The sequence below is a fragment of the Paenibacillus sp. GCM10012306 genome, assembly GCF_042649265.1.
Lineage (GTDB): Bacteria > Bacillota > Bacilli > Paenibacillales > Paenibacillaceae > Paenibacillus_AQ.
The window spans coordinates 47,457-68,790 of sequence record NZ_JBHRYW010000013.1 but is presented as its reverse complement, the minus strand read 5'-3'; the positions used below and the strand labels follow the sequence as shown (position 1 = coordinate 68,790).

Here is a 21,334-nt window from a genome sequence, read left to right as displayed (position 1 = left end):
GGAAGGATGGCTTTTTATTTGATAATCTTTGATAATGATAATTATTATCAATAAAAAAGGGGCGAGTACATAATGGCAGGACGATTGTCTAAGTTTCTTGGAACAGCGCTTTTGGTTGTTGTTTTAGCTGCGTGTTCCAATGAATCCAGTAAGAAGGAAGAGGTGTCTGAAGAAGCACCTGCAAGTCATAGTGAAACAAGGGTTGTAAGTGATATTTTTGGTGATGTAACGATTCCGACCGACCCGAAAAACATTCTTGTCACGAGTTCAAGCTATGCAGAGGATTTAATTGAGATGGGGATTCCCCCGCAGTATGCAGTGGTAGTTCCAGAGATTGAACCTGATTACAGAACCCCTTATTTGGAGAAGCATGGGGTTAAAACAATATCGCAAGCACAATATGAATACAATTTCGAGCAATTGCTGAGCTTATCGCCGGATATGATTGTTACCGCAGGTGAAGGCGTGGAAGCCAAGGTATATGATGAGTTATCCAAAATAGCACCGACAGTCGCTCTAAAGGCTGGTGTTGGCGTACATGACGCGATGAAAGAGCTGTCCGTGCTTTTCCATAAAGAAACTGAAGCAGACAAGGTGTTAACTGCCCTAGATCAGAAGGCGAGCGAGGCTAAAGATAAAATTCAGCAAGCGATTGGTGACAAAACCGTACTTGTACTTCGAGTAGAACCTACCCGATACCGCTACTTGGGTCCAAAAGCGGATGACGATGTTAGTAGATTCTTTTATCAGACGCTTGGGCTGACCAGCCCTGAAGTTACTAAGGATTCGGACGTATGGTTTACACAGTTTTCCTTAGAAATTTTACCAGCTATCAAACCGGATTATGTTTTCTTGGAAACAAGAAGTATGGTGGACTTTGATAGCACACAATCCTTAGGAGAATTAGAAGACAACCCGCTGTGGAAAGGCCTGAGCGCTGTTAAAAATAATCATGTATTCCCATTACGTACCAACGATTATATTCAAGCCAAGGGTCCAATCGGAACTGGCATGCTTATTGACTATATTGTAGAAAAGTTGGTGCCTTAATGAGTATACAAGAGCAAGATATCTATGACATTACGATTATCGGCGGCGGTCCCGCAGGGATGTATGCAGCTTTCTATAGTGGGATGAGAGCAATGCGCACCAAAATCATCGAAGCCAAGCACGAATTAGGGGGATTCATGCGGACCTACCCGGAGAAGCTGGTATGGGATGTTGGTGGTGTTGATCCAATTCTGTGTGAACAGTTGATTGATTCATTGGAGAGACAGGCGAGAACCTTTGATCCAACGATTATCTTTGGTCAGGAAATTGCCCATATGGAACGTCGCGAGGACCAAGTCTTCGTATTAACAGCGAAAACAGGGGAACGTCATTATACACGTACCATTCTACTCTGTGCAGGCCGCGGCATGACTCAAGTGCAGAAGCTGGATGTGGAAGGTGCGAACCGTTATGAACTGACGAATCTGCACTATCTGGTTACAGATCTTTCGAGATTTAAGAATAAACGGGTGCTCATCTCCGGCGGCGGCGACTCTGCGGTAGATTGGGCGAATGAGATTGCCAAATGGACCAAGCAGGTTACCGTTGTCCATAGACGGGATCAGTTTACAGCACACGAACTTCCGGTTGCCGAGATGAGAGCTTCGGCTAAGGTGATGACACCGTACAGCATCTCTCGCTTATACGGGGAGGGGGACCGGATTAGGCAAGTTGCGTTGGAGCATTCCGAGACCGGTGACATTGAGCAGATTGAAGTCGATGAAGTGATCGTGAGTCATGGTTTTGACCGTGACTTTGGACAACTCTTGACATGGGGATTGGAAAAAGAAGACTACGGCGTTTCCGTCGACCCGCGTATGCGTACCAGTCTCCCAGGGATCTTCGGTGCCGGTGATTTTATCACCTATGGCAGCAAAGTCCGGTTAATTGCCGGCGCATTTAATGACGCCGTTCTGGCTGTGAATAGCGCAAAGATGTATCTGGAGCCTACGGCTACCGATATGGCCGGTGTCTCGTCTCATAATGCTCGTTTTTTTGATAAGAACAAAGAGATTTTGCAAAACCAATAAGAAGAATGCACAGCAAGATTATGAGAGAATTCTCATGGCTTGCTGTGGTTTTTTATATTTGCTTCCGGTTTTTCTTGACTGATTGATCTAGAATGGATAAGATAAGGATCAAAGGAGGATGAAATGGGCAGAAACAAAGAATTCGATACGACAGAAGTGCTGCATAAAGCTATGGAGGTCTTTGGACATTACGGATACGAAGGAACTTCCCTACCTCTGCTGTTAAAAGGACTGGGAATTGCCAGGCAAAGCTTATATGATACCTACGGTACGAAAAGGGACTTGTTTATCCTTGCTTTGAAGCATTATGTTACGGAGAAGAGCAACGCGGCAATACGGTATTTAACGACCTCCGAATCGGCAAAGCAGGGCATAACCAATGTATTTCATGAAGTAGCGGCGGTTTTAAAAGATCCGGACCGGCAAAAGGAATGTTTTATCATCTTTTCAGCCATTGATCAGATGCCGCATGATCAGGAAATCCAAGACTTTCTATCCCAAGATTTGAATACGCTGGAGGAAGTCTTCTACGAGACCCTGCTTCGCGGCCAAAGGAATGGAGAAATAGCAAGCGACCGGGATCTACGGGCCTTGGCACGTTACTTAAATTATGCAAGACATTCCCTAACCCAGCTGGCAAAAATGACGAATGATCCCGCTGTAATGGATGATTACGTTAAGATCAGCTTATCTGTATTAGAATAATAATGGAGCCATAGATTGCTTCATTATTATTTTTATCAATTCCAGACTGAATAGTCTGGAAAATTATTAATCACGTTATTTTTTTGATCATTCTGGACTGAATGGTCATGAAAAAACAGGAGGAACATAGATGACACACAGAAATTCAAATGAGATGCAGGCAACGGAAATTGTACAGGCATTTCAAAACCATTTAGTAGCACGGGATTTTGAGAGCTGGTTTAGCCTTTTTAGCGAAGATGCTATCTTCGAGTTTCCTTACGCTCCGGAGGGCTATACACAAAGGCTTGCCGGTATTGAAGAGATTCGCAATTACGTTAATGAGCTGTTCAAGCTGCTGAATATACACTCTTTTTCAAAACCTGAACTAATCGTCTCTGACGATCGAATTGTTGCCGAGTATACGTGCCAAGGAGAGGTCCTAGGAACTGAAAAATCGTACTACCAGAAGTATATTTCAGTTATACACACAAGGGACGGGAAGATAACGCATTTTAAGGATTACTGGAATCCGACGCTTTTATTTTGAAACTATGAATGTTTAGATGCTTGGACTAACAAATAACAAGGAGATGTACTTTAAGATGAATCATCCCAAAATACTCATTACAGGCGGAAGAGGGAAGACAGGAACGAGAATCGCAGAGAGGCTAGAACAACGAGGATATTCCTATATAACTACTCTTCGGAACGCTCAGGCAATTACAGATTCTACAAGTGAAGTCCACTTCGACTGGTACGATAATTCCACATTTCTCCCGGCATTAAAGGAGATTGAACGCGTTTATCTGGTGGCGCCAGTAGGCGATCCTGAACCTATTAAAGTCATGAAACCATTTATCGAGCTGGCATTGGAAAAGGGTGTAAAACGTTTTGTGCTGCTTAGCAGCGCATCCGTCTCAGAGAACGGTCCAGTCTTTGGCCCAGTTCATCGATTGCTGAAGAAGCAAGCCCCGGAGTGGACAGTACTCAGACCATCCTACTTCATGCAAAATTTTACTGAAGGTCAGCACCCAGCGACCATATCCCGTGAAGATCGGATTATCAGCGCTGCAGGCCAAGGGAAGATTGGATTTGTTACTGCGGAAGACATCGCCGAAGTTGCGGTAAGAGCACTTGTGGATGATCATGCCCATAATACAGAGCACATCATTACCGGACCGGATTCACTCTCACATGATGAGGTCAGTCAAATCATAAGCTATGTAACGGGAAGACTAATAAAACATACATCTATCGCAGATCATGAACTCACCCGTGGATGGTTAGCGTTAGGGCTAGGAGAGGAGTATGCGGAGTTCATGACTGAACTTGACCACAGAATTCGTGAGGAAGGGTCGGAAGATATTATCACCGATACAGTATTAAAGGTAACTGGCCGAGCACCTATGTCATTTAAGGAGTTTGCCAAAGCACATGCCAACGTTTGGAAAAAAGAAAGTCGCTAATTCTGCGGCTTTCTTTTTTTACTGTATTGTTAACCTTGGAAATCTGAGGGGAAAACCAATAATTGCATATTAAGTGCAACTTTTCCCTATATAATATTCGTTTATTGTAAGAGAAGGGATGTGTTATTCAAAAAATGATTAAATCTGCTTATATCATCGCTTTACTGATCCTCTGCGGAAGTATGAGCATGCTTGCTGGTTGTGATAAGCGGGAAGCGATAGGTACATCCACCGAAACAACAAGACCGACAGTTTCAGAAACCGCAAAACCACAAGTAACTCCATCAGCCTCTGCGGTGCATTCCCTGGATGAGATCAAATGGAATGAAATTAAAGACCCTCTGATTCAGGATGACATGCTAACAACACTCAAAACAGCAATATCTGCTCTTGTTTCAAATGATGTGGATCAATTTCACGCTGCGCTTGCTCCAAACATTGGAACAGCTCATGATTATTTGTTGAATTATCCGGTAAGATTTACTGGGATATATAAAGCTATGGATGAAAACAATCGGGTTTTGATACCCGTTGTAGGCGAACGTCTTAAAATAGAAGAAGGGTTTTCACCCGACGTACAATATACGTTCTATTTTGAGAAAGGCAAAGATGGAATATGGAGGATCATAACCATTGACTAAGTAGGTTCTTGGCCAGATTCAGTTGCAGGTCATCGTCCCGTTCTCTTTAGAAGAACAGGGACTTTTTTTGCAAAATGTCTCAGGAAATCATCAGGCTGGCCAGTCTAATAGAGGGTAAAAAACACCCTAAAAAAACAGCGTATAACACAAATTATACGCTGTTTTAGTTTAAATCGATTAAATATTAAGAAGAAGGGCAAGTGTAGGTGCAAAAATGAGGGGAATTTCGGCTAAATGAACGACTAATAGACCAAAACCACGGCCCCAAGAGAAAGGCCAGCAGAAGTACCCATCAGCAATAATCTTTCTCCTCTTTGGACTCGTTTTTGTTTGATGCACTCATGCAGGGCCATAGGGATGGAGGCTGCAATTACATTGCCGTGTGTGGAAATGATATTCATAAATTTCTCTTCTTTATAATTTAGTTTCTGTCTCATGATCCTCATGGCCAAACCACTAGCTTGGTGTGGTATAACCATATGTATGTCTTGCTTGCTGATAGACGTCTGATCGAAAAGCCGCTTCATGAAATTATGAATGACTTTGGAGGAAAGTTTAAAGACGGCTCGACCATTCATATTAAATAAATAATCATCCAAATTATCTCCATTATATTCTGTTGAAGGAATACGGGTTCCTCCACCGCGAATCTCGGTATAAGAGGCGCCCTCTACATAGGTTTCAGTTAATGAGGTTAAGAGTTCAGAAGATTCATGCTCTTCGCTTCGACTTATGATAGCTGCTGCTGCTCCATCGCCAAAGAGAATGCAGCTTTCTTTTTGTTTCCAGTTTAATCCTGGCGATGCAATTTCACTGGATACAATCAGCACATTTTTATATTTCCTCTCATGTACTAGAAATGAAACTACGTCCAGTGCAGTTACGAAGCTTAAGCATGTTGAATTAATGTCGAAGCAGGGAATATTGGAATTTCCCATGTCGAGTTTAATTTTGATGAGTGCAGCTGTGCAAGGGATAGGTTGTTCATAAGTACCGCTTGCTGATACGATGCAGTCGATATCCTCCAGTGCCAAACCGGCATCCTTAATCGCTTCTCTGGCGGCATTTGCACCCATTTCCGATGTGGATTCGGTTTCTACATAATGACGATAGGCTACGCCTGACTTTTGCTCTGTCCAACCTTCAGGCAAACCTAATTTACGATCGATCTCTTCTGAAAGTACTTTTCTTTTAGGTAAATATTTGCCTGTCCCCATGATTTTGATTTTTCTACTGTTCATTTTTTACCTCCTCATAATAATTAATAGAATAATATGTAAATACATGGTGTAAATTGGATTAAATTTAACACAGAATAAATTAATTGTAAATATATATTAAAAAAACATTAAATTACTTTTTTTGGTTATTGACAATAGCATAAAATGGAAATAAAATAACTATAAATCGTCCCGACCGATCGGACGGTCGGCTACAAGCCTAACTAAGGAGTGAGAACTCATAGATAATTCTTTTGCTAGAATATTGGAAGTTTCAAATATGCTTTTTAAAACAAAGGGCTATAAAGGGACTTCGATTAGGGAGATTGCTGAACATTCCGGATTGGCAAAAGCGACAATTTATCACTACTTTCCTGATAAAGAAGCTATTGTGCAACAGTTGCTGACACTAACTATCTCTCAATTTCATAATGTTGCACAATCAATAAGCGAAATAACCGAACCTAGAGCGAGACTAACAGCCAGTGCTGAAATAACTATTGCCTTCTTGTATGAGTCTTCTTCAGTAATACAGTTGGTACGAAAGGAATTACCAGAACTTTGGAATAAAAGCAAGCTGGAGTTACTTCCAATCTATGAACGCTACCTATCACTTCTATCTCAAGCTATTGATCAGGGAATAGAAGAGGGTACATTTAGACCAATAAACTCACAAGAGGCTGCGATAGTTCTGCTAAATCTTATACAAGGTACATATGCTTCCATTCAATTAGTCGGCCTTGGCGAGAAACAAACGTATAGTACAGCAGGAATACTTGACATTTTTTTCAATGGAATTATTAAGTGATTTAGCGCGGAAAGCGGTGAGCATTTTTTGAAATATATTAAATTTTTAAATGTGATTGATGAAGAGACGTTAAGTCTGGTCGGCGGAAAAGCTGCCAACCTTGGACATTTGATTAAAGGGGATTTTCAGGTTCCCCCAGGCTTTTGCATTACAACGGATGCCTATTGGCATTTTGTGAAGAGTAATGAGTTGGCTCAGAAAATCGTAGATACATTAACTGAAAATGAAGATGAGCTTTTTTTCAACACACAGTCTTCGGAAGCGGAGATCAGAGCCTTTTTTGATGCAGGAAAGATACCTGTTGAAATCATTAAAGAAGTCGAGCAGGCTTATCAGCAGCTAAATCACCAAACGGATAGTGGAGATTCGTGTCCGGTTGCAGTGCGATCTTCTGCGACATCTGAAGACCTTCCGCATATGTCCTTTGCCGGCCAACAAGATACCTTTTTACATGTGACCGGGATCGATTCTCTGCTTTCGAATATTGTTCAATGTTGGAGCAGTTTATGGACAGCAAGAGCGATAGACTATCGCAACCGCAATGCTGTTGTCCATGAGGACCAGGCTTTAGCAGTAGTTGTACAACAAATGATTCCAAGCAAAGCTTCAGGAGTGTTCTTTACTGCAAATCCATTGACGGGAAAAAGAACTGAAATTGTGATCGATGCTACATGGGGCTTGGGAGAGTCTTTAGTTTCAGGACAAGTAGACCCGGATCATTTTGTAATAGACGTGTCCTCTAGAGAAATTATATCAACGTATTTGGGCAAGAAAGGATTAATAATTCGTGGTAAACCAGAAGGAGGCACTGAAGAGGTCGAAAAAGTAGCGGGTTCATCTGAGCCAGCGCTTAACGATTCTGAAATCATGGAATTAGTGTCGCTGGGGGAGCGGATTCAAGAGTACTTCGAGCATCCTCAAGATGTAGAGTGGGCTCTAGATGATCGAGGTAACTTTTATATCGTTCAGTCTCGTTCAATAACTTCTTTGTTCCCAATACCACAAACCTACCATAAGCAATACTCGAAAGAGGAGGAGAAGTCGCTCCAGATTTGGTTCTCTTTTGCTTCTTGGCAAGGGGTCATGACGCCCTTTACTCCAATGGGGCAAAGTATTTTATCAGGCATCATCGGAGATATATCAAGATATTTAGGATTTAAAGAGCTTACTTTTAAACAGCGTGCTTTTTATACAGCAGCAGAACGTTTCTATGTAAATATTACTCCACTAGTACGTGACACTTTGGGGCATACAGTTATCTTAACGATTATGTCTTCCTTAGATCCGACAATTCATCATATTTTAAATAGGATTACTGGAGAAGGAGACCCGCGGTTCAATTCTTCCTCGCAAGCAATAAAGCTTCTAAAGAAGCCATCTTTTCTGTGGAAACTAGGGCAAATGTGGGCAGGAACAGCTAGGAATTTAATGTTTCCCCAAAGAGCTCCTGATAAATTGCAAAAATCTATTGATTTAGCATTAGCCAATATTGCCAGACAAAATCAAGATACGTCAATCGTACTATTACGGCAAATCAAACAGTATTCAGCAGTTCTACCTAAGCTTTTATTTCGATACCTGCTGCCAGGGACTTTGTCCGGCCATCTTCCAATGCAAGTGCTACTTAAACTTACTTCGACTCTACCCCAAGGATTGCAACTTTCATTGGATCTTACGCGAAGTCTTCCCCATAACATTACTTCTGAAATGGATTTTCAATTATGGAAGATTGCATTAGCTGTGAAGGAGGATCAAGAAAGTTACGAATGTATCCGTCTCTTGACTGATTCAGAGCTTTCCAATCAGTACTTGAAGAATCGACTGCCGCTTAAAGTACAGGGGCTCCTGGTGGATTTTTTCCAGAAATATGGGATGCGGGGAATTGCAGAAATTGATATTGGACGAAAAAGATGGTCAGAGGACCCAACGCATATATTTCATGTATTAAAAAGTTATTTAGAGATCAAAGATGGGCAGTCTTCTCCTGTTGAACTCTATCAAATGGGTGTGACTAGAGCCGCAGAAGCAGAGCGTGAATTAGAGTCATCATTCAAAAAAGGTTTACGCGGCAGTCTGAAAAGACGATTGGCCCTGATATCTGCGAGGCGACTGCGCTTATTAGGGGGATTGCGTGAAACACCGAAGTTTGCAATTATTTGTTTTTTGGATAAGATGCGCATTAATTTAATGCATATTGGAACAGAACTGACCCAGAAAGATCTGCTTGCAGCCGCAGAAGATATTTTTTATTTGCATATTGATGAAGTGGAGCAATTGGTCGTAAGTGAAGATGGGCAATTCGAAGCTATAAATAACTGGAGAAAAGTGATTGAGGATCGAAAAGAAAAATTTCTGCAAGAGACCCGGCGGAAACGGATTCCGCGTGTATTGCTTAGTGATGGGACCGCTTTTTACGATGAGCAACTTGGAAGTGGAGCGGTATCACAGACGTTATCCGGCAATCCCGTCTCACCCGGTATAGTGGAGGGAAGGGTGTGTGTGATGCACGACCCTAAAGAAGTTCGCCTAACACCTGGGGATATACTGGTATGTCCTGCAACAGATCCCGCGTGGACACCGCTATTCCTTATTGCAGGGGGATTAATAATGGAGGTCGGTGGGATGATGACCCATGGTTCTGTTGTTGCACGTGAATATGGTATCCCAGCAATTGTAGGAGCGATAAATGCAACTAGTCGATTGCAAACAGGGCAGACGATAAGAATGGACGGGATGAGCGGAAAAATAGAAGTGCTATCCGATAATGATGCTGGAGGTAGAGATAATGATGATGGGAGATAGGAAAATGATAAATACTTCTGGACCGAATGCTCTGTTAGCAAAAAGTATTATTACAGCAACCCTCATTTTCTGTACATTGCTAATATCCGGCTGCTCTACTGAAACCAAACTTAGATTAAGTGGTAATGTCGAGGGGGATAATTATACGGTTAGAAGTGAAGTTAGTGGAACAGTTACCGAGGTGTTAAAAAAAGAAGGTGACTCGATACAAAAGGGAGAAGCGTTGTTGGTGCTCGATTCTTCTATGCAGCAGTTAATAGTAAAACAACAGGAAGCCATTGTTCGAGGCAAAAAAGAGAAATTAAAAGAAGCCCAAAATGAAAGTGTGGGGTCCGAAAGTGTTATTGCACAACTAACCGCAGACGTCGATGCTGCAAGTGCTCAATTAGAACAAGCTAATCTATTGCTTAGGAAACATAAGATTATTGCAACCGTAACAGGCGTATATACAAATAGATTCGTTCAAATCGGAGATATAATTAGTGTTGGAACAGCAGTTGCTACCTTAACAAATCCCGAGGAAAGAAAAGTAAGCTTCTATATTCCACAGTCATATCTGGATCGCATTCAACTGAATCAAAAAGTGGATCTAGAAATTACAGGACGAAGTGACGATAAACTACAAGGGACTATTACATTCATAGCGGGAGAAGCTGACTTTTCATCTGAAAATGCCAAAAATTCAATTAACAACGATAATTCATCTTTCAAATTCATAGTGCAGATCGATAAGGAACTAGATTTGAAACCTGGAATGACTGTGGATGCAGTTATTCCTTTGGAATAGGAGGAAGTTATGGAATACGCCATTGAAGTGGAAGGTTTAAGCAAACATTTCGGGAATTACGCTGCGGTGGATAACATTAGCTTTTCAGTTCCAAAGAACAAAATCTTTGGCTTTCTGGGTCCCAATGGATCTGGGAAGTCAACTACAATTCGTATGCTGTGTGGTGTTCTGCTCCCTACTGCTGGAAACTTACGTGTTCTCGGAAAAGATGTAAAAACCAATATTGATTTTGTTCGTCAGAATTTAGGGTATATGTCACAGAAGTTTAGTTTGTACGAAGATCTAAGTGTGGAGAAGAACCTGGATTTTTATGCCGGGATCTATGGACTGAACAAGTCTGCCCGTGAAGCTCGGAAAAGAGAACTGCTAAGCATGGCCAAACTTGAAGGAAGAGAAAAGCAGATTGCAGGACATCTTTCAGGAGGATGGAAGCAGCGCCTGGCACTAGGGTGTGCAATGATTCATCGTCCACAGCTAATGATACTGGATGAACCAACTGCCGGTGTTGACCCTATCTCCCGTAGAGAGTTCTGGGGAATCATTCGGGAACTCGCGGATCAGGGGACTTCATTTTTGATCACTACTCATTATATGGATGAAGCAGAACGCTGTGATTTAATAGGTTTCATCTATAACGGGAAAATTATTGGTGATGTTGTGTCTCCCGTACATCTGTTAGAACAGGAACGTGTTAAGGGAATAGAGGATGTATTTGTTCGCTATGTGGACAGAATGAACAAGAGGGAAAGTTCTCCAGGGGTAGGAGGCTATAATGCGTAATCGCTTCAGCTTCCAAAGATTGTGGTCCATTGTGAAGAAAGAGTTTTTTCAGATTATAAGAGATCCAGTCAGTATAAAGGTTCCTATTGTCATCCCCATTGTTTGGATTGTGTTGTTCGGTTACTCGGTACAAAATAATGTCGATCATATTGCTCTAGCTATTTTTGATCAGAGTAAAACACAAGAGAGTCGTGAGTTGGTTAGTCTCTTCTCTAATTCAGGATCATTTACTGTCGCTAAAGATGTGGCTTCAATGTCTGAGTTGTCTGATTTACTTGATGCTGGTAAAGTACGGTCTGGAATAGTGATTCCTCCTAATTTTCAGAGGGCGTTACAGTTAGGAGAGGCTGCCAAGGTGAAATTCCTGGTTGATGGAACAGATCCAACAGTCGCTGGTACTTCTTTAAATAGTGCATCTCTTGTCTGGAAAAAGTACATCACAGACCTAACCGGGAAACGTATGAACCTTCTTGGTATTGGAGAAAGCTCTGGATCTACTTCACTAGTATTAGCTACTGATATTAAATATAATCCTACGATGGAAAACTCCGTATTCAGTATTCCAGGATTAATCGCTCTGATTGTACAGAATATCACCATTATGCTGTCGGCATTCACACTTGTCCGAGAACGGGAGAAGGGGACAATCGAGCAATTATTAGTAACTCCTGTAAAAGCGAGCGAGCTGATTTTTGGTAAATTAATACCTTATATTGTAATCGGTTATATTGGGTTTTTATTTTCCCTAATCATTTGTGTCTTACTGTTTGGAGTACACATTGCTGGTAGTTTGCCACTATTTCTAGGGTTGGGTTTTCTTTTTGTGCTATGTACATTATCTATAGGCATTCTTATTTCAACAATCGCTAAAACTCAAGTGCAGGCAATGAACTACACCTCATTAATATTGCTGCCTAGTGTCTTGTTATCTGGTTTTATTTTTCCAAGGGAAGCGATGCCCATAGTTATTGATGCATTAAGCTATTTAATCCCTCTGACTTACTTTATTGAAATAACCCGAGGCGTAATGGTAAAGGGAGTCGGGATTGAGTTTTTAATTACGCAGGTAACCGTCTTATGTATTTTCACTTTGGCAATGCTATCTATAGCTTGCATGAGATTTAAAAAAACATTGGACTAATACTGACAGAAATTTATAGAAAAGCTGATAAGCTCCCCATACGGTAGACAGGTGAAATGATCAAAGCCTGGTACTGTGCGGGGAGCTTTTTATGTCTAATGTATAGTTAGAGTTTCATCTTTACTTTTTTTATGATAAACCACCCAAACAAACATTAGTGAAATAATCAAGGGGTAACCAATCGCCCAACCCGTAAACGGGAAGACAGCCAGCGTGGCCACTAAAGAAATCCAACTGATCGTTACGCCTAACTGATTGCCGCGCAAAAGACGAATCCCGGCGGCACAACCGCCAATATAGGTCAGGATAAACGTTGCATTCGGAAATTGGATCAGCGTTGTAATGGAGAGCAGGCCGCTTCCATATAGTACGAACACAATCACAAAGCATCCCAACAGAAAGCCGATGGCTCCAGTGGGTGTATTATACCGTGTTGACAGAGTTCCCATCCATTTGGGCGCATACCCTTGCCGAGATAAAGCGAAAGCAACCCGGGAAGCTGCGCCGGAATAAGCAATAATAGTCGCTGTACAGATGAACATGCTGGTAAGTCCGGCAATGAATCCGCCCCAGCGACCGAGCGGTTGGCTGATAATCCAGATGAGCGATGCGTCAGAGCCGCCTTGGAGATAGCTTTGGGTGCCTACGGTGGCTAATGCAGACAGAAAGTACAAGACGCCGACGATAATTGCAGCAATCGTGACCCCTTTCACGGCTGCACGTTGCGGGTCTTTGAATTCCTCGGAAAGATGAGAAACCGCCTCCCAACCAATAAAACACCAGAACAATATGGCTGCGGCCTGCCCGACACTCATCCAGCCATGCGGCAGGAAAGGCGTAAAATGAATACTCTCCATGCGAGGCAGCGCCGCGGCAAAAGAGAATACGAGCACAGCTACGATAGCGATGACGACGGCCACCTGAATTTTACCGGCTAGCTGCATACCGATCCAGTTGGTGATTAGCCCGATAGCTAAGATGCCAGCGGCTAGAGCGATTCTGACATTGTTGTCCCAGCCCATAGCGGCAGTCATATAACCCGCTCCGGTCAAGGCTGCGACAGGGCCGCCAATCGGGACGGACATCAGGAAGAACCAGCCTACCAGCGCCCCTGCCTTTGGTCCGAAGGCCAAGGTGACAAAGTGGGACACCCCTCCGGCATTGGGGAACTTGGCTGAGAGCAGCCCCATGGAGAGTGCCATTGGCAAGATCAGGAGTGACATGAATCCCCAGGCCAAGAGAGAGGCGGGTCCCGCCATTTCCGCAGCTAGTCCGGGAACGATCAGGACACCAGAACCCAGTACAGCCCCTATATAAAGTGCGATTGCTTGTGGCATGCCAATATGGCGTTGAAATATTTGCTTCATTAATATTGATCCTGCTTTCCTTGTATTTTGTTATAGCGTATCAGATAATAGATCCATTGGAAAAACAGAATTATTAAATTTTATCCATCTAAAAAACCGATGGGTATATTCATAGACAGGAGGTCCTATGGAATCACGTCATTTATTTACCTTTTTAGTCGTGGTTGAGACCGGCAGCTTTACCCGTGCGGCGCAGAAGCTGGATTATGCACAATCCAGTATTACCGCTCAGATTCAGGCACTGGAAGCAGAGTTAGGTCAGCCTTTATTTGACCGGATCAGCAAAAAAATCATTCTGACCGATGCGGGACGTCGTCTGCTGCCCTATGCCCTGGAAATCTCCAGGATGCATACCATGGCTCAGGATGCGCTGCGCTCTGGTAGTGAAATCTCGGGTACCTTGCGGATCGGCGCGCCCGAATCGCTGGCAGCTTTTCGCCTGCCGGGAATTATTCGGGAATTCCGTGGCCGCTATCCGCAGGTCCAGATTATTCTTAAGCCGGGGGCTTGCTGGGAACTGACCGACTTTTTGCGTTCCGGAGAGCTGGATATAGCTTTTCTACTGCAACCTGAGACAGAGTATAAAGATCTGTATGTGGAGACCTTGATCCATGAAGAGATGGCACTGATTGCTCCGCTGGATCACCCGCTGCTGATTCATGAAGAAGTACACCCGCTTCATTTAAAAGGGGAGACCATCCTTCATACGGAGACTGGCTGTACTTACCGGACGTTGTTCGAGCATTATTTGAACAGTCATGGTGTTTTTCCCGACCCCAATCTGGAATTCTGGAGCATTGAGGCAATCAAGCAGTGTGTGATGGCAGGACTGGGTTTATCTTTTTTACCACTGGTGACAGTGAAAAATGAGCTTGCTGAAGGAAAGATGGCCAAGTTGAACTGGAATGATGAATCTCAGCGTGTAGCTACACAAATTGCTTATCATCATAAAAAATGGAGATCACCTGCTCTATCCGAGTTTCTATTGACAGTGCAAAGTCACGGGATAGAGTGGAATCAAGCGATAGCAAGCGTATAGGGTATATCCTACCAGGAAGAAAGACCACTTCAGCGAGGGGCAATTTATGGTACAATAGATTGTCGAAATCACAGAGAGGGGCTGCTGAGGCATGGACGATTTGAATGAAGAATATGAAGAAGAATTGCATGCCTTCCTCATCTGGATGAAGGATGCCGGATACACCCCTTATACACAGAAATCCTATCTTGCTGATGTTAGGGAGTTTCTGGGTAGTCTGAACGGTAAAAGACTAGATATGGTGAAGAAGCTGCATGTTGTCTCCTTCCTGACTTCTGTCCGCGAACGTGGGGTCAGTGATGCCACCCGTAACCGCAAGCATGCTTCGGTGAACTGTTTTTTCAAGGCGTTGATCGAACTGGAACTGCATAGAGACAATCCTGCGGCAGGTATCAAGAAATCTAAAACCGAAAAGAATCGGGAGCCCGTCTATCTGGATGAAGGCGATTTACAGCGCTTTATGACTGCCATTGAAGGAAAGTACAGACAGCGCAACCTGGCCATCTTTTTGCTGATGTCGTATATGGGTCTTCGGGTAGGGGAGGTCCATACGCTGAATATGGGTGATTATAATGTAGAAAGACGTTCGCTCAGAGTGTTCGGTAAAGGACGGAAGTGGCGGAACATCCCGGTGCCAGAGGATATTGTGCCTTTTCTGGATCAGGCTTTGACCGGGCGTCTGGAGCCATGGCGAAACAAAGAAGAGGCCATGTTCATCTCGCAAAAGGGGCGGCGGCTCTCGATCCGAGCCATTCAGCAGATCGCTACAGACACGTTCGACCGTTTTCAGAAAGAGATTCCGGCTTCTCAGCGGCGACCGTATTCCAGTCACAAGCTGCGTCACTCCTTCGCAACTATGCTGCTGCGCAAAGGAGCGGATCTGCGAACCCTTCAGGAGCTGCTGGGCCATTCATCGATCCAGACGACAACGGTGTATACGCATATTACGAGCCGGGAGAAGGAAGAAGCTATGGCGAGACTGCAAATCTCGTTGCCGCAGCGGTAGTCCGTTAGTGTTCTTATAATTACATAATAATTATTATGTTAACTTCGTACCTGAACTAAAGGACTACAGAATCAGACTATAGAATCTAATTGCTGACCATAGAAATTCATTTGATCGATTCGTTTAGCGAATGGCGGCTCAAAGCTATCAAGATCAACGTCATCATCAGTGCTTGCCAAACCTATTTTTTCAAAACAAACCGTTCAGAGGTTGAAGCTTATGCAAGGGAGCTAACGGACCCTATCGCCGTTATTTGCAGAGGAAGCTGGTTGTAGAACATGCAGTGGACACAGATGACGCTATTTCCTCCCAAACAGCGGATTTTGCACAACATTTCTGCCCATAAGGGCGCTGGAGTCCGTTAGCTAACTAATTGCTTAATTGCAAGCCAATAAGGCCTTTCCGTTAGATTGATGAAGCAACAACTGACTTTGGGTAGATTTAGGGGATCGTGACGGCAGCTGGGAAGAATAGAGGCGTAAACAAAAAGCCGCCAGTCCAAAGACTGGCAGCAGCTTGTACAAGAGCTTACAATTCAAGCTTCGCAATTTCGGACTTGAGCTTCTCAGCGGATTTTTGGAAGAGGGCTTGTTCTTCTTCATTTAGTGGAAGATCAAGGACCTCGCGCACGCCGGAGCGGTCAACAATACAAGGTGCACCAAGGAACACATCGGAGACGCCATTGTAGTTATTGAGCAGTGTCGAGACGTTCAGGACCGCACCTTCATTATGAAGGATCGAAACGACGATCCGGTCGAGTGCCAGGGCAATTGCATAGGATGTGGACCCCTTGGCATCGATGATTTCATAGGCGGCATTCTTGGTATCCTCAAAAATCTCTTTGCGTTCTTCTTCGTCAAAACCAAGCTCGATCCCGGCCACATTCGCGAGGCTCCACACTGGTAGCTCGGAGTCGCCATGCTCACCGATGATCTGGCCGTGGATACTGCGCGGATCAATCTCCTTGTGGCGTCCGATCAGATAACGGAATCTTGCGCTATCAAGCACGGTACCGGAGCCAATGACGCGTCTGCGGTCAAAACCGCTTATTTTCAATGTCGCGTAGGACAAAATATCAACCGGGTTCGTAGCAATCAGCAGGATGGCATGTTGATTGTATTTCGCAATTTTCTGAATGATGTCTTTGAAAATTGAAATGTTCTTTCTCAGCAGATCAATTCGGGTCTCGCCCGGTTTTTGGGAGGCGCCGGCGGTCACAATAATGATATCCGCATCTCGGCAATCTTCATAAGTACCTGCCCATAGTTTCACTCCGCCAACAAAAGGCATGCCGTGATTCATATCAAGCGCTTCACCGAGCGCTTTCTGATGATTAACGTCAATCAATACCAGTTCTTGCATCCGTCTACGCAACAACAAAGTATAGGCGGTTGTCGTTCCGACGGCGCCTGTACCGATTACGACTACGCGGTTGGGCTTTGGGGGGGCCATTGTTCCATCTCCTCCGAATTGCGAATTTTTTGTGTCCAATCTTATCCATCATAATCGTTACAGATAGTGTTTTCAAGAGGATTGCATTTAATCCAATACCCGAAAGCGGACCTGTCGACGTACAATTTAAGGATAGAGGAGAAGGGGCATGTTTACTTTTTCCGCATTAATGTTGTTTATGAGAGCTGCTATGGTGCTCATACTGATATCGGGGGCAAATCTCCGGCTGGAATGAGCATCTAGTTGTATAATTTAATTAATTGACAGGAGAGTAGTAAGAAATGGATTTATTTCGCAAAAAATCGCTGACCGCAGTCCTGGGTGGCGACACGAACAAATTAAACAAAACATTGGGTGCCTTTGATTTGACAGCACTTGGTGTGGGGGCAGTCATCGGAACAGGAATATTCGTCGTAACCGGAGTTGCAGCAGCCGAGCATGCAGGACCGGGAATTATTCTTTCCTTTATCCTGGCAGGCTTTGCTTGCGTGCTCTCCGCCCTATGTTATTCGGAGCTGGCTTCCGCATTACCCGTATCCGGGAGTGCTTACGCATACAGTTATGTTGCTTTTGGCGAGTTGCTTGCCTGGATTCTTGGCTGGGATTTGGTGCTCGAGTATGGAGTAGCAGTCGCAGCGGTAGGTAGTGGTTGGTCTGGATATATTCAGGGACTGCTAGAAGGGTTCGGTATACATTTGCCTACATTGCTCTCCGGGGCGTATAATGCGGACAAAGGTACTTTTATCGATCTGCCTGCGGTCATTATTATTCTTCTAATCTCTTTGCTGCTAACCCGCGGAGCGAAAGAAACGGCTCGTTTTAATGCGTTTATGGTTGTAGTCAAGCTGGCGGTAGTTTTATTGTTTATCTTCACGGGGATTTTCTATATAAAGCCGGAGAACTGGTCACCTTTCCTCCCCTTCGGTATGCATGGGGTCATAAATGGAGCCGCGACCGTGTTCTTTGCCTATATCGGCTTCGATGCGATCTCCAATGCTGCTGAAGAGGTCAAGAGTCCGCAGCGAGATATACCGATTGGGATCATATCATCCGTTGTGATCTGTACGGTGCTGTACATATCCGTGTCCCTGGTCCTAACCGGTATTGTTCCTTATTACGATCTGAATGTAAGCGACCCGGTATCCTATGCACTGCGGCTTGTTAACCAGAATTGGATTGCCGGATTGATCTCATTGGGAGCCATTACAGGAATGACTACAGTGCTGCTTGTTATGATGTATGGACAGACTCGTTTGATCTATGCAATATCACGTGATGGTTTGCTGCCGAAAAGCCTGTCTAAGGTCAACTCGGCCACACAGCAACCAAATCGCAGCATCTGGATGATGGGAATAGTCAGCGCGATCTTGACCGGATTTGTTCCGCTTAGCCGCCTGGCGAATCTGACTAGTATTGGAACATTGTTTGCTTTCTTAGTTGTTTCCATTGGCGTCATTGCCTTACGTTATAATCAACCCACCTTGAAGCGGGGCTTCAAGGTACCCTGGGTACCTTTTCTTCCGTTGCTTAGTGCTGCAGCTTGCGCCTATCTGATGTACAATCTCGGCAGTACGACCTGGATCGGATTTCTAATCTGGTTGGTCATCGGCCTGTTGATCTATGCACTGTATGGATATCGCAACAGCAAGCTGAACGAGAACGGCAAATAACGTAACGAACGATCATGTAATTCCATTAACTGAGAGGAGAGAGCGCATTGCCGTCCAAAACTCAAGGTTCCAAGATTCTGAGCGTTGGGCTTCTGCTCCTGCTGTCCATGCTGATCCTGACCGCCTGTTTGTCTAAGCCGGCGACGCCTGCTCAGACACCGCAGCCTACGGAGCCCCCGGAAGAAGGGCAGACGATTACATTGATTACACCTGATGCACGGAATGTCGATGCGGAGAATAATCCCAAGTATCAGATTCAGACCCGTCTGACAGATTTTCAGCTGCTCAGCGAAGCTGAAGGACTGGCTTGGGGCGTAACTAAGAATGAACTGCGTATGTATATAACGAAGGATAACGGCATGACCTGGGCCAATATTTCGCCCTCCGCCAATGTGCAGTTTCCTTCCAATCCTGTCTATGGTAAGGAAATATTCTTCACCGATCCAAGTAATGGCTGGATCATCCGAAGTGCCTACGGGATGACGGAGACGATCGTGCTACGAACGAAGGATGGGGGGCAGACCTGGAAAGTATCCTCGTTACCAGATGCCAATCCGATTTCGTCGATGTACTTCTATTCTCCGACCCACGGCTGGTTGATGACCTCTTGGGATACTACCGCTACCAAAGAGAGTAAAGCACTGTACTCCACGGTAGACGGCGGGGCGACCTGGAAGAATGTGATGCAGAATGAACAATATAACCCTAAGTTGCCGAACCCGGCGATTCCTATGACGGGTGTAACAACGGGGATGATCTTCAGAGATAGCATGCATGGCTTCGTCACGCTGCAGACGGGAGGACTGCCTAAGATTTATACAACCAAGGATGGTGGGAAGTCCTGGCAGCAGGGTGCGCCTTTTCAAGTGAACGAGCGTTTTAAAGATTGTGACCGGGTGATTACCGGCAGGCCGGAATTCTTCGGTGGGGGAAGAACCGCAGGCTGGATGTCTGTGGGTTGCCAGAAGGATGAGGACAACAGCATTACTTACAACGGCTATTTCACAGCCAACGGCGGGGAAAGCTGGAAGTTCATGGCCTTTGGTTTTAAGAGTAGAACGGGCGGTAATCGCCATCTCGGCCCTACCTTCCTGAATTTGTCGACTGGATGGATTCTGGATGGGAACACGTTATATCAGACGCAAGATCAGGGGGCGACCTGGACTGCCCTCAAGTCAAGCAGTGTACTAGAGTCCAAACTGCTGGAATACCCGGAGATCGTCAAGCTGCAATTCTTCTCCGCAGAGGTAGGCTGGCTCTTGATTGAGAAGAAAGAAGATAAGCGATCTATTCTTCTACAGACCACCAACGGTGGGGCAAGCTGGCGGGTATTATAATATATTTAACGACAAACAGCAGGTTCAATGAGAGCCTGCTGTTTGTATTATTTTTTCTAAAAAACTTATTTAAAATTTTCCTCATAAATGTGAAAAAAATCACATGACAAAGTCTTCACCTTGTGATATATTTAACACATAGAAAGAAAGTTATTTTTTTCACAAACTAACCATCCGATAGGAGCGATTACTATGACAACTTTTGAAACGGATTATATGACTAGAAACCTTCTGCAATTATGCTACAACTGTGATGATGCACACTTGTGTGAGACCGAAGAACAATGCAGAGCCTGTTGGGCAGAGAACGGAATGCTTCCAATCGAAGAAGATGAAACCAAGCACTTTCTAGACCTAGTACATGCTTAACCTGGAAGCACAATCGAATAACTAAAGACCACTTCATTTCTTGTAGGATAGAAGAAGGAAGTGGTCTTTTTGTGTTTTTTGTAGCTATGGTATATTTTCTTGTGCCGCGAAGCAACTCTTGATGCTGTATGAGCTGGAACAGGCATATACATGTACAGGAACGCCCGGAGCAGGCTGCCGGAGGAATCTCGCAGGGAATAAGGAGGAATATGTCATGGGAATGGGCCCAGATCCTTCATGGATGTTTGATTTTGCCGGAACAGTGATACCGATCTTTCTCGTTGTGATGGTTGGCATTGTCGCTATATCTGCAGGCAGGGGTCTGCTGCAATGGAGTCGGAACAATAGCTCGCCCCAGCTGACTGCCCCTGCCCATATCGTGAGCAAACGAAGCGAAGTCAAACACCAGCAGCTTCAGGACGAAGGCGGATCGAGCCGGACCAGTACAACATACTACTATTTGACCTATGAGTTGGAGGACGGAACGCGAATGGAGTTCAAGGTGGACGGCTCAGAATACGGGATGAGTGTGGAAGGAGACCGGGGACTGCTTAGCTATCAGGGCACCAGATATCACGGATTCCGCCGCCTGCCTTCTTTTACATCTGCCGGACATTCTTAAAGATCTCTAGGTAGCCGTTGCAATACTCTTATGCTTCCTGTACAATCCCCTTGTTTCCG

20 protein-coding genes are annotated in these 21,334 nt (G+C 44.4%); 17 read left to right on the top strand and 3 right to left on the bottom strand.

The genetic code is table 11. The features are described from left to right. The first annotated feature begins 72 nt into the window (after positions 1–72). From ACFORK_RS23660 to ACFORK_RS23635, 6 genes are all read left to right on the top strand, one after another. On the top strand, positions 73–1,050 hold the full coding sequence (locus ACFORK_RS23660; RefSeq protein ID WP_379203696.1) for an ABC transporter substrate-binding protein: 978 nt from the start codon (positions 73–75) through the stop codon (positions 1,048–1,050). After that, on the top strand, positions 1,050–2,081 hold the full coding sequence (locus tag ACFORK_RS23655; RefSeq protein ID WP_379203693.1) for an NAD(P)/FAD-dependent oxidoreductase: 1,032 nt from the start codon (positions 1,050–1,052) through the stop codon (positions 2,079–2,081). Before ACFORK_RS23660 ends, ACFORK_RS23655 begins: the two co-directional genes overlap by 1 nt. 123 nt (positions 2,082–2,204) lie before the next feature. Next, the gene (locus ACFORK_RS23650; RefSeq protein ID WP_379203692.1) at positions 2,205–2,786 is read left to right on the top strand and encodes a TetR/AcrR family transcriptional regulator; all 582 of its coding nucleotides are present in this window, start codon (positions 2,205–2,207) and stop codon (positions 2,784–2,786) included. A gap of 130 nt (positions 2,787–2,916) precedes the next feature. Beyond that, a complete protein-coding gene (locus tag ACFORK_RS23645) occupies positions 2,917–3,315 on the top strand; it encodes a nuclear transport factor 2 family protein (RefSeq protein ID WP_379203690.1) in 399 nt (132 codons plus the stop codon). Positions 3,316–3,370: 55 nt separating this feature from the next. Beyond that, positions 3,371–4,234: an ergot alkaloid biosynthesis protein gene (locus tag ACFORK_RS23640; protein WP_379203689.1), complete on the top strand. Its 864-nt coding sequence runs from the start codon at positions 3,371–3,373 to the stop codon at positions 4,232–4,234. 134 nt (positions 4,235–4,368) lie between these two features. Then, entirely contained in the window at positions 4,369–4,875 is a 507-nt protein-coding gene (locus tag ACFORK_RS23635; RefSeq protein WP_379203687.1) for a hypothetical protein, read from the top strand. Positions 4,876–5,117: 242 nt separating this feature from the next. Here ACFORK_RS23635 and ACFORK_RS23630 read toward each other — a convergent pair whose 3' ends face one another. After that, the gene (locus ACFORK_RS23630) at positions 5,118–6,116 is read right to left on the bottom strand and encodes a beta-ketoacyl-ACP synthase III (RefSeq protein ID WP_379203685.1); all 999 of its coding nucleotides are present in this window, start codon (positions 6,114–6,116) and stop codon (positions 5,118–5,120) included. Positions 6,117–6,360: 244 nt separating this feature from the next. On the opposite strand from ACFORK_RS23630, the gene ACFORK_RS23625 reads away from it, so the two are divergent. From ACFORK_RS23625 to ACFORK_RS23605, 5 genes are read left to right on the top strand one after another with little or no spacing between them, the layout of a single operon-like run. Next, positions 6,361–6,903, top strand: a complete 543-nt coding sequence (locus ACFORK_RS23625) for a TetR/AcrR family transcriptional regulator (RefSeq protein WP_379203683.1) — start codon at positions 6,361–6,363, stop codon at positions 6,901–6,903. 27 nt (positions 6,904–6,930) lie between these two features. Next, positions 6,931–9,705: a PEP/pyruvate-binding domain-containing protein gene (locus tag ACFORK_RS23620; RefSeq protein WP_379203681.1), complete on the top strand. Its 2,775-nt coding sequence runs from the start codon at positions 6,931–6,933 to the stop codon at positions 9,703–9,705. Further along, positions 9,689–10,492, top strand: a complete 804-nt coding sequence (locus ACFORK_RS23615) for an efflux RND transporter periplasmic adaptor subunit (RefSeq protein WP_379203679.1) — start codon at positions 9,689–9,691, stop codon at positions 10,490–10,492. Before ACFORK_RS23620 ends, ACFORK_RS23615 begins: the two co-directional genes overlap by 17 nt. Before the next feature lie 9 nt (positions 10,493–10,501). Further along, on the top strand, positions 10,502–11,272 hold the full coding sequence (locus ACFORK_RS23610) for an ABC transporter ATP-binding protein (protein ID WP_379203677.1): 771 nt from the start codon (positions 10,502–10,504) through the stop codon (positions 11,270–11,272). After that, positions 11,265–12,413, top strand: coding sequence for an ABC transporter permease (locus ACFORK_RS23605; protein WP_379203675.1), 1,149 nt, complete (start codon positions 11,265–11,267; stop codon positions 12,411–12,413). Before ACFORK_RS23610 ends, ACFORK_RS23605 begins: the two co-directional genes overlap by 8 nt. Positions 12,414–12,508: 95 nt before the next feature. Here ACFORK_RS23605 and ACFORK_RS23600 read toward each other — a convergent pair whose 3' ends face one another. Continuing rightward, complete coding sequence (locus ACFORK_RS23600; RefSeq protein WP_379203673.1) at positions 12,509–13,780, bottom strand: APC family permease; 1,272 nt, start codon at positions 13,778–13,780, stop codon at positions 12,509–12,511. 127 nt (positions 13,781–13,907) lie between these two features. Here ACFORK_RS23600 and ACFORK_RS23595 point away from each other — a divergent pair, with 127 nt between their 5' ends. The 3 genes from ACFORK_RS23595 to ACFORK_RS23585 all read left to right on the top strand — a co-directional run bounded on the left by ACFORK_RS23595 (position 13,908) and on the right by ACFORK_RS23585 (position 16,100). Then, a complete protein-coding gene (locus tag ACFORK_RS23595) occupies positions 13,908–14,819 on the top strand; it encodes a LysR family transcriptional regulator (RefSeq protein ID WP_379203671.1) in 912 nt (303 codons plus the stop codon). Positions 14,820–14,910: 91 nt separating this feature from the next. After that, entirely contained in the window at positions 14,911–15,825 is a 915-nt protein-coding gene (locus ACFORK_RS23590; RefSeq protein WP_379203669.1) for a tyrosine-type recombinase/integrase, read from the top strand. 89 nt (positions 15,826–15,914) lie between these two features. Then, positions 15,915–16,100: a hypothetical protein gene (locus tag ACFORK_RS23585; protein ID WP_379203667.1), complete on the top strand. Its 186-nt coding sequence runs from the start codon at positions 15,915–15,917 to the stop codon at positions 16,098–16,100. Positions 16,101–16,353: 253 nt separating this feature from the next. On the opposite strand, the gene ACFORK_RS23580 is transcribed toward ACFORK_RS23585, so the two are convergent. After that, positions 16,354–17,277 (bottom strand): L-lactate dehydrogenase, encoded by a 924-nt coding sequence (locus ACFORK_RS23580; protein WP_379203665.1) that lies wholly within the window; start codon positions 17,275–17,277, stop codon positions 16,354–16,356. A gap of 281 nt (positions 17,278–17,558) precedes the next feature. On the opposite strand from ACFORK_RS23580, the gene bcaP reads away from it, so the two are divergent. The 3 genes from bcaP to ACFORK_RS23565 all read left to right on the top strand — a co-directional run bounded on the left by bcaP (position 17,559) and on the right by ACFORK_RS23565 (position 21,275). Then, positions 17,559–18,947, top strand: coding sequence for a branched-chain amino acid transporter BcaP (gene bcaP / locus ACFORK_RS23575; protein WP_379203663.1), 1,389 nt, complete (start codon positions 17,559–17,561; stop codon positions 18,945–18,947). Between the two features lie 47 nt (positions 18,948–18,994). Beyond that, on the top strand, positions 18,995–20,284 hold the full coding sequence (locus ACFORK_RS23570) for a WD40/YVTN/BNR-like repeat-containing protein (RefSeq protein ID WP_379203661.1): 1,290 nt from the start codon (positions 18,995–18,997) through the stop codon (positions 20,282–20,284). Positions 20,285–20,873: 589 nt separating this feature from the next. Then, positions 20,874–21,275: a DUF2500 domain-containing protein gene (locus ACFORK_RS23565; RefSeq protein WP_379203969.1), complete on the top strand. Its 402-nt coding sequence runs from the start codon at positions 20,874–20,876 to the stop codon at positions 21,273–21,275. Positions 21,276–21,334 lie beyond the last annotated feature (59 nt).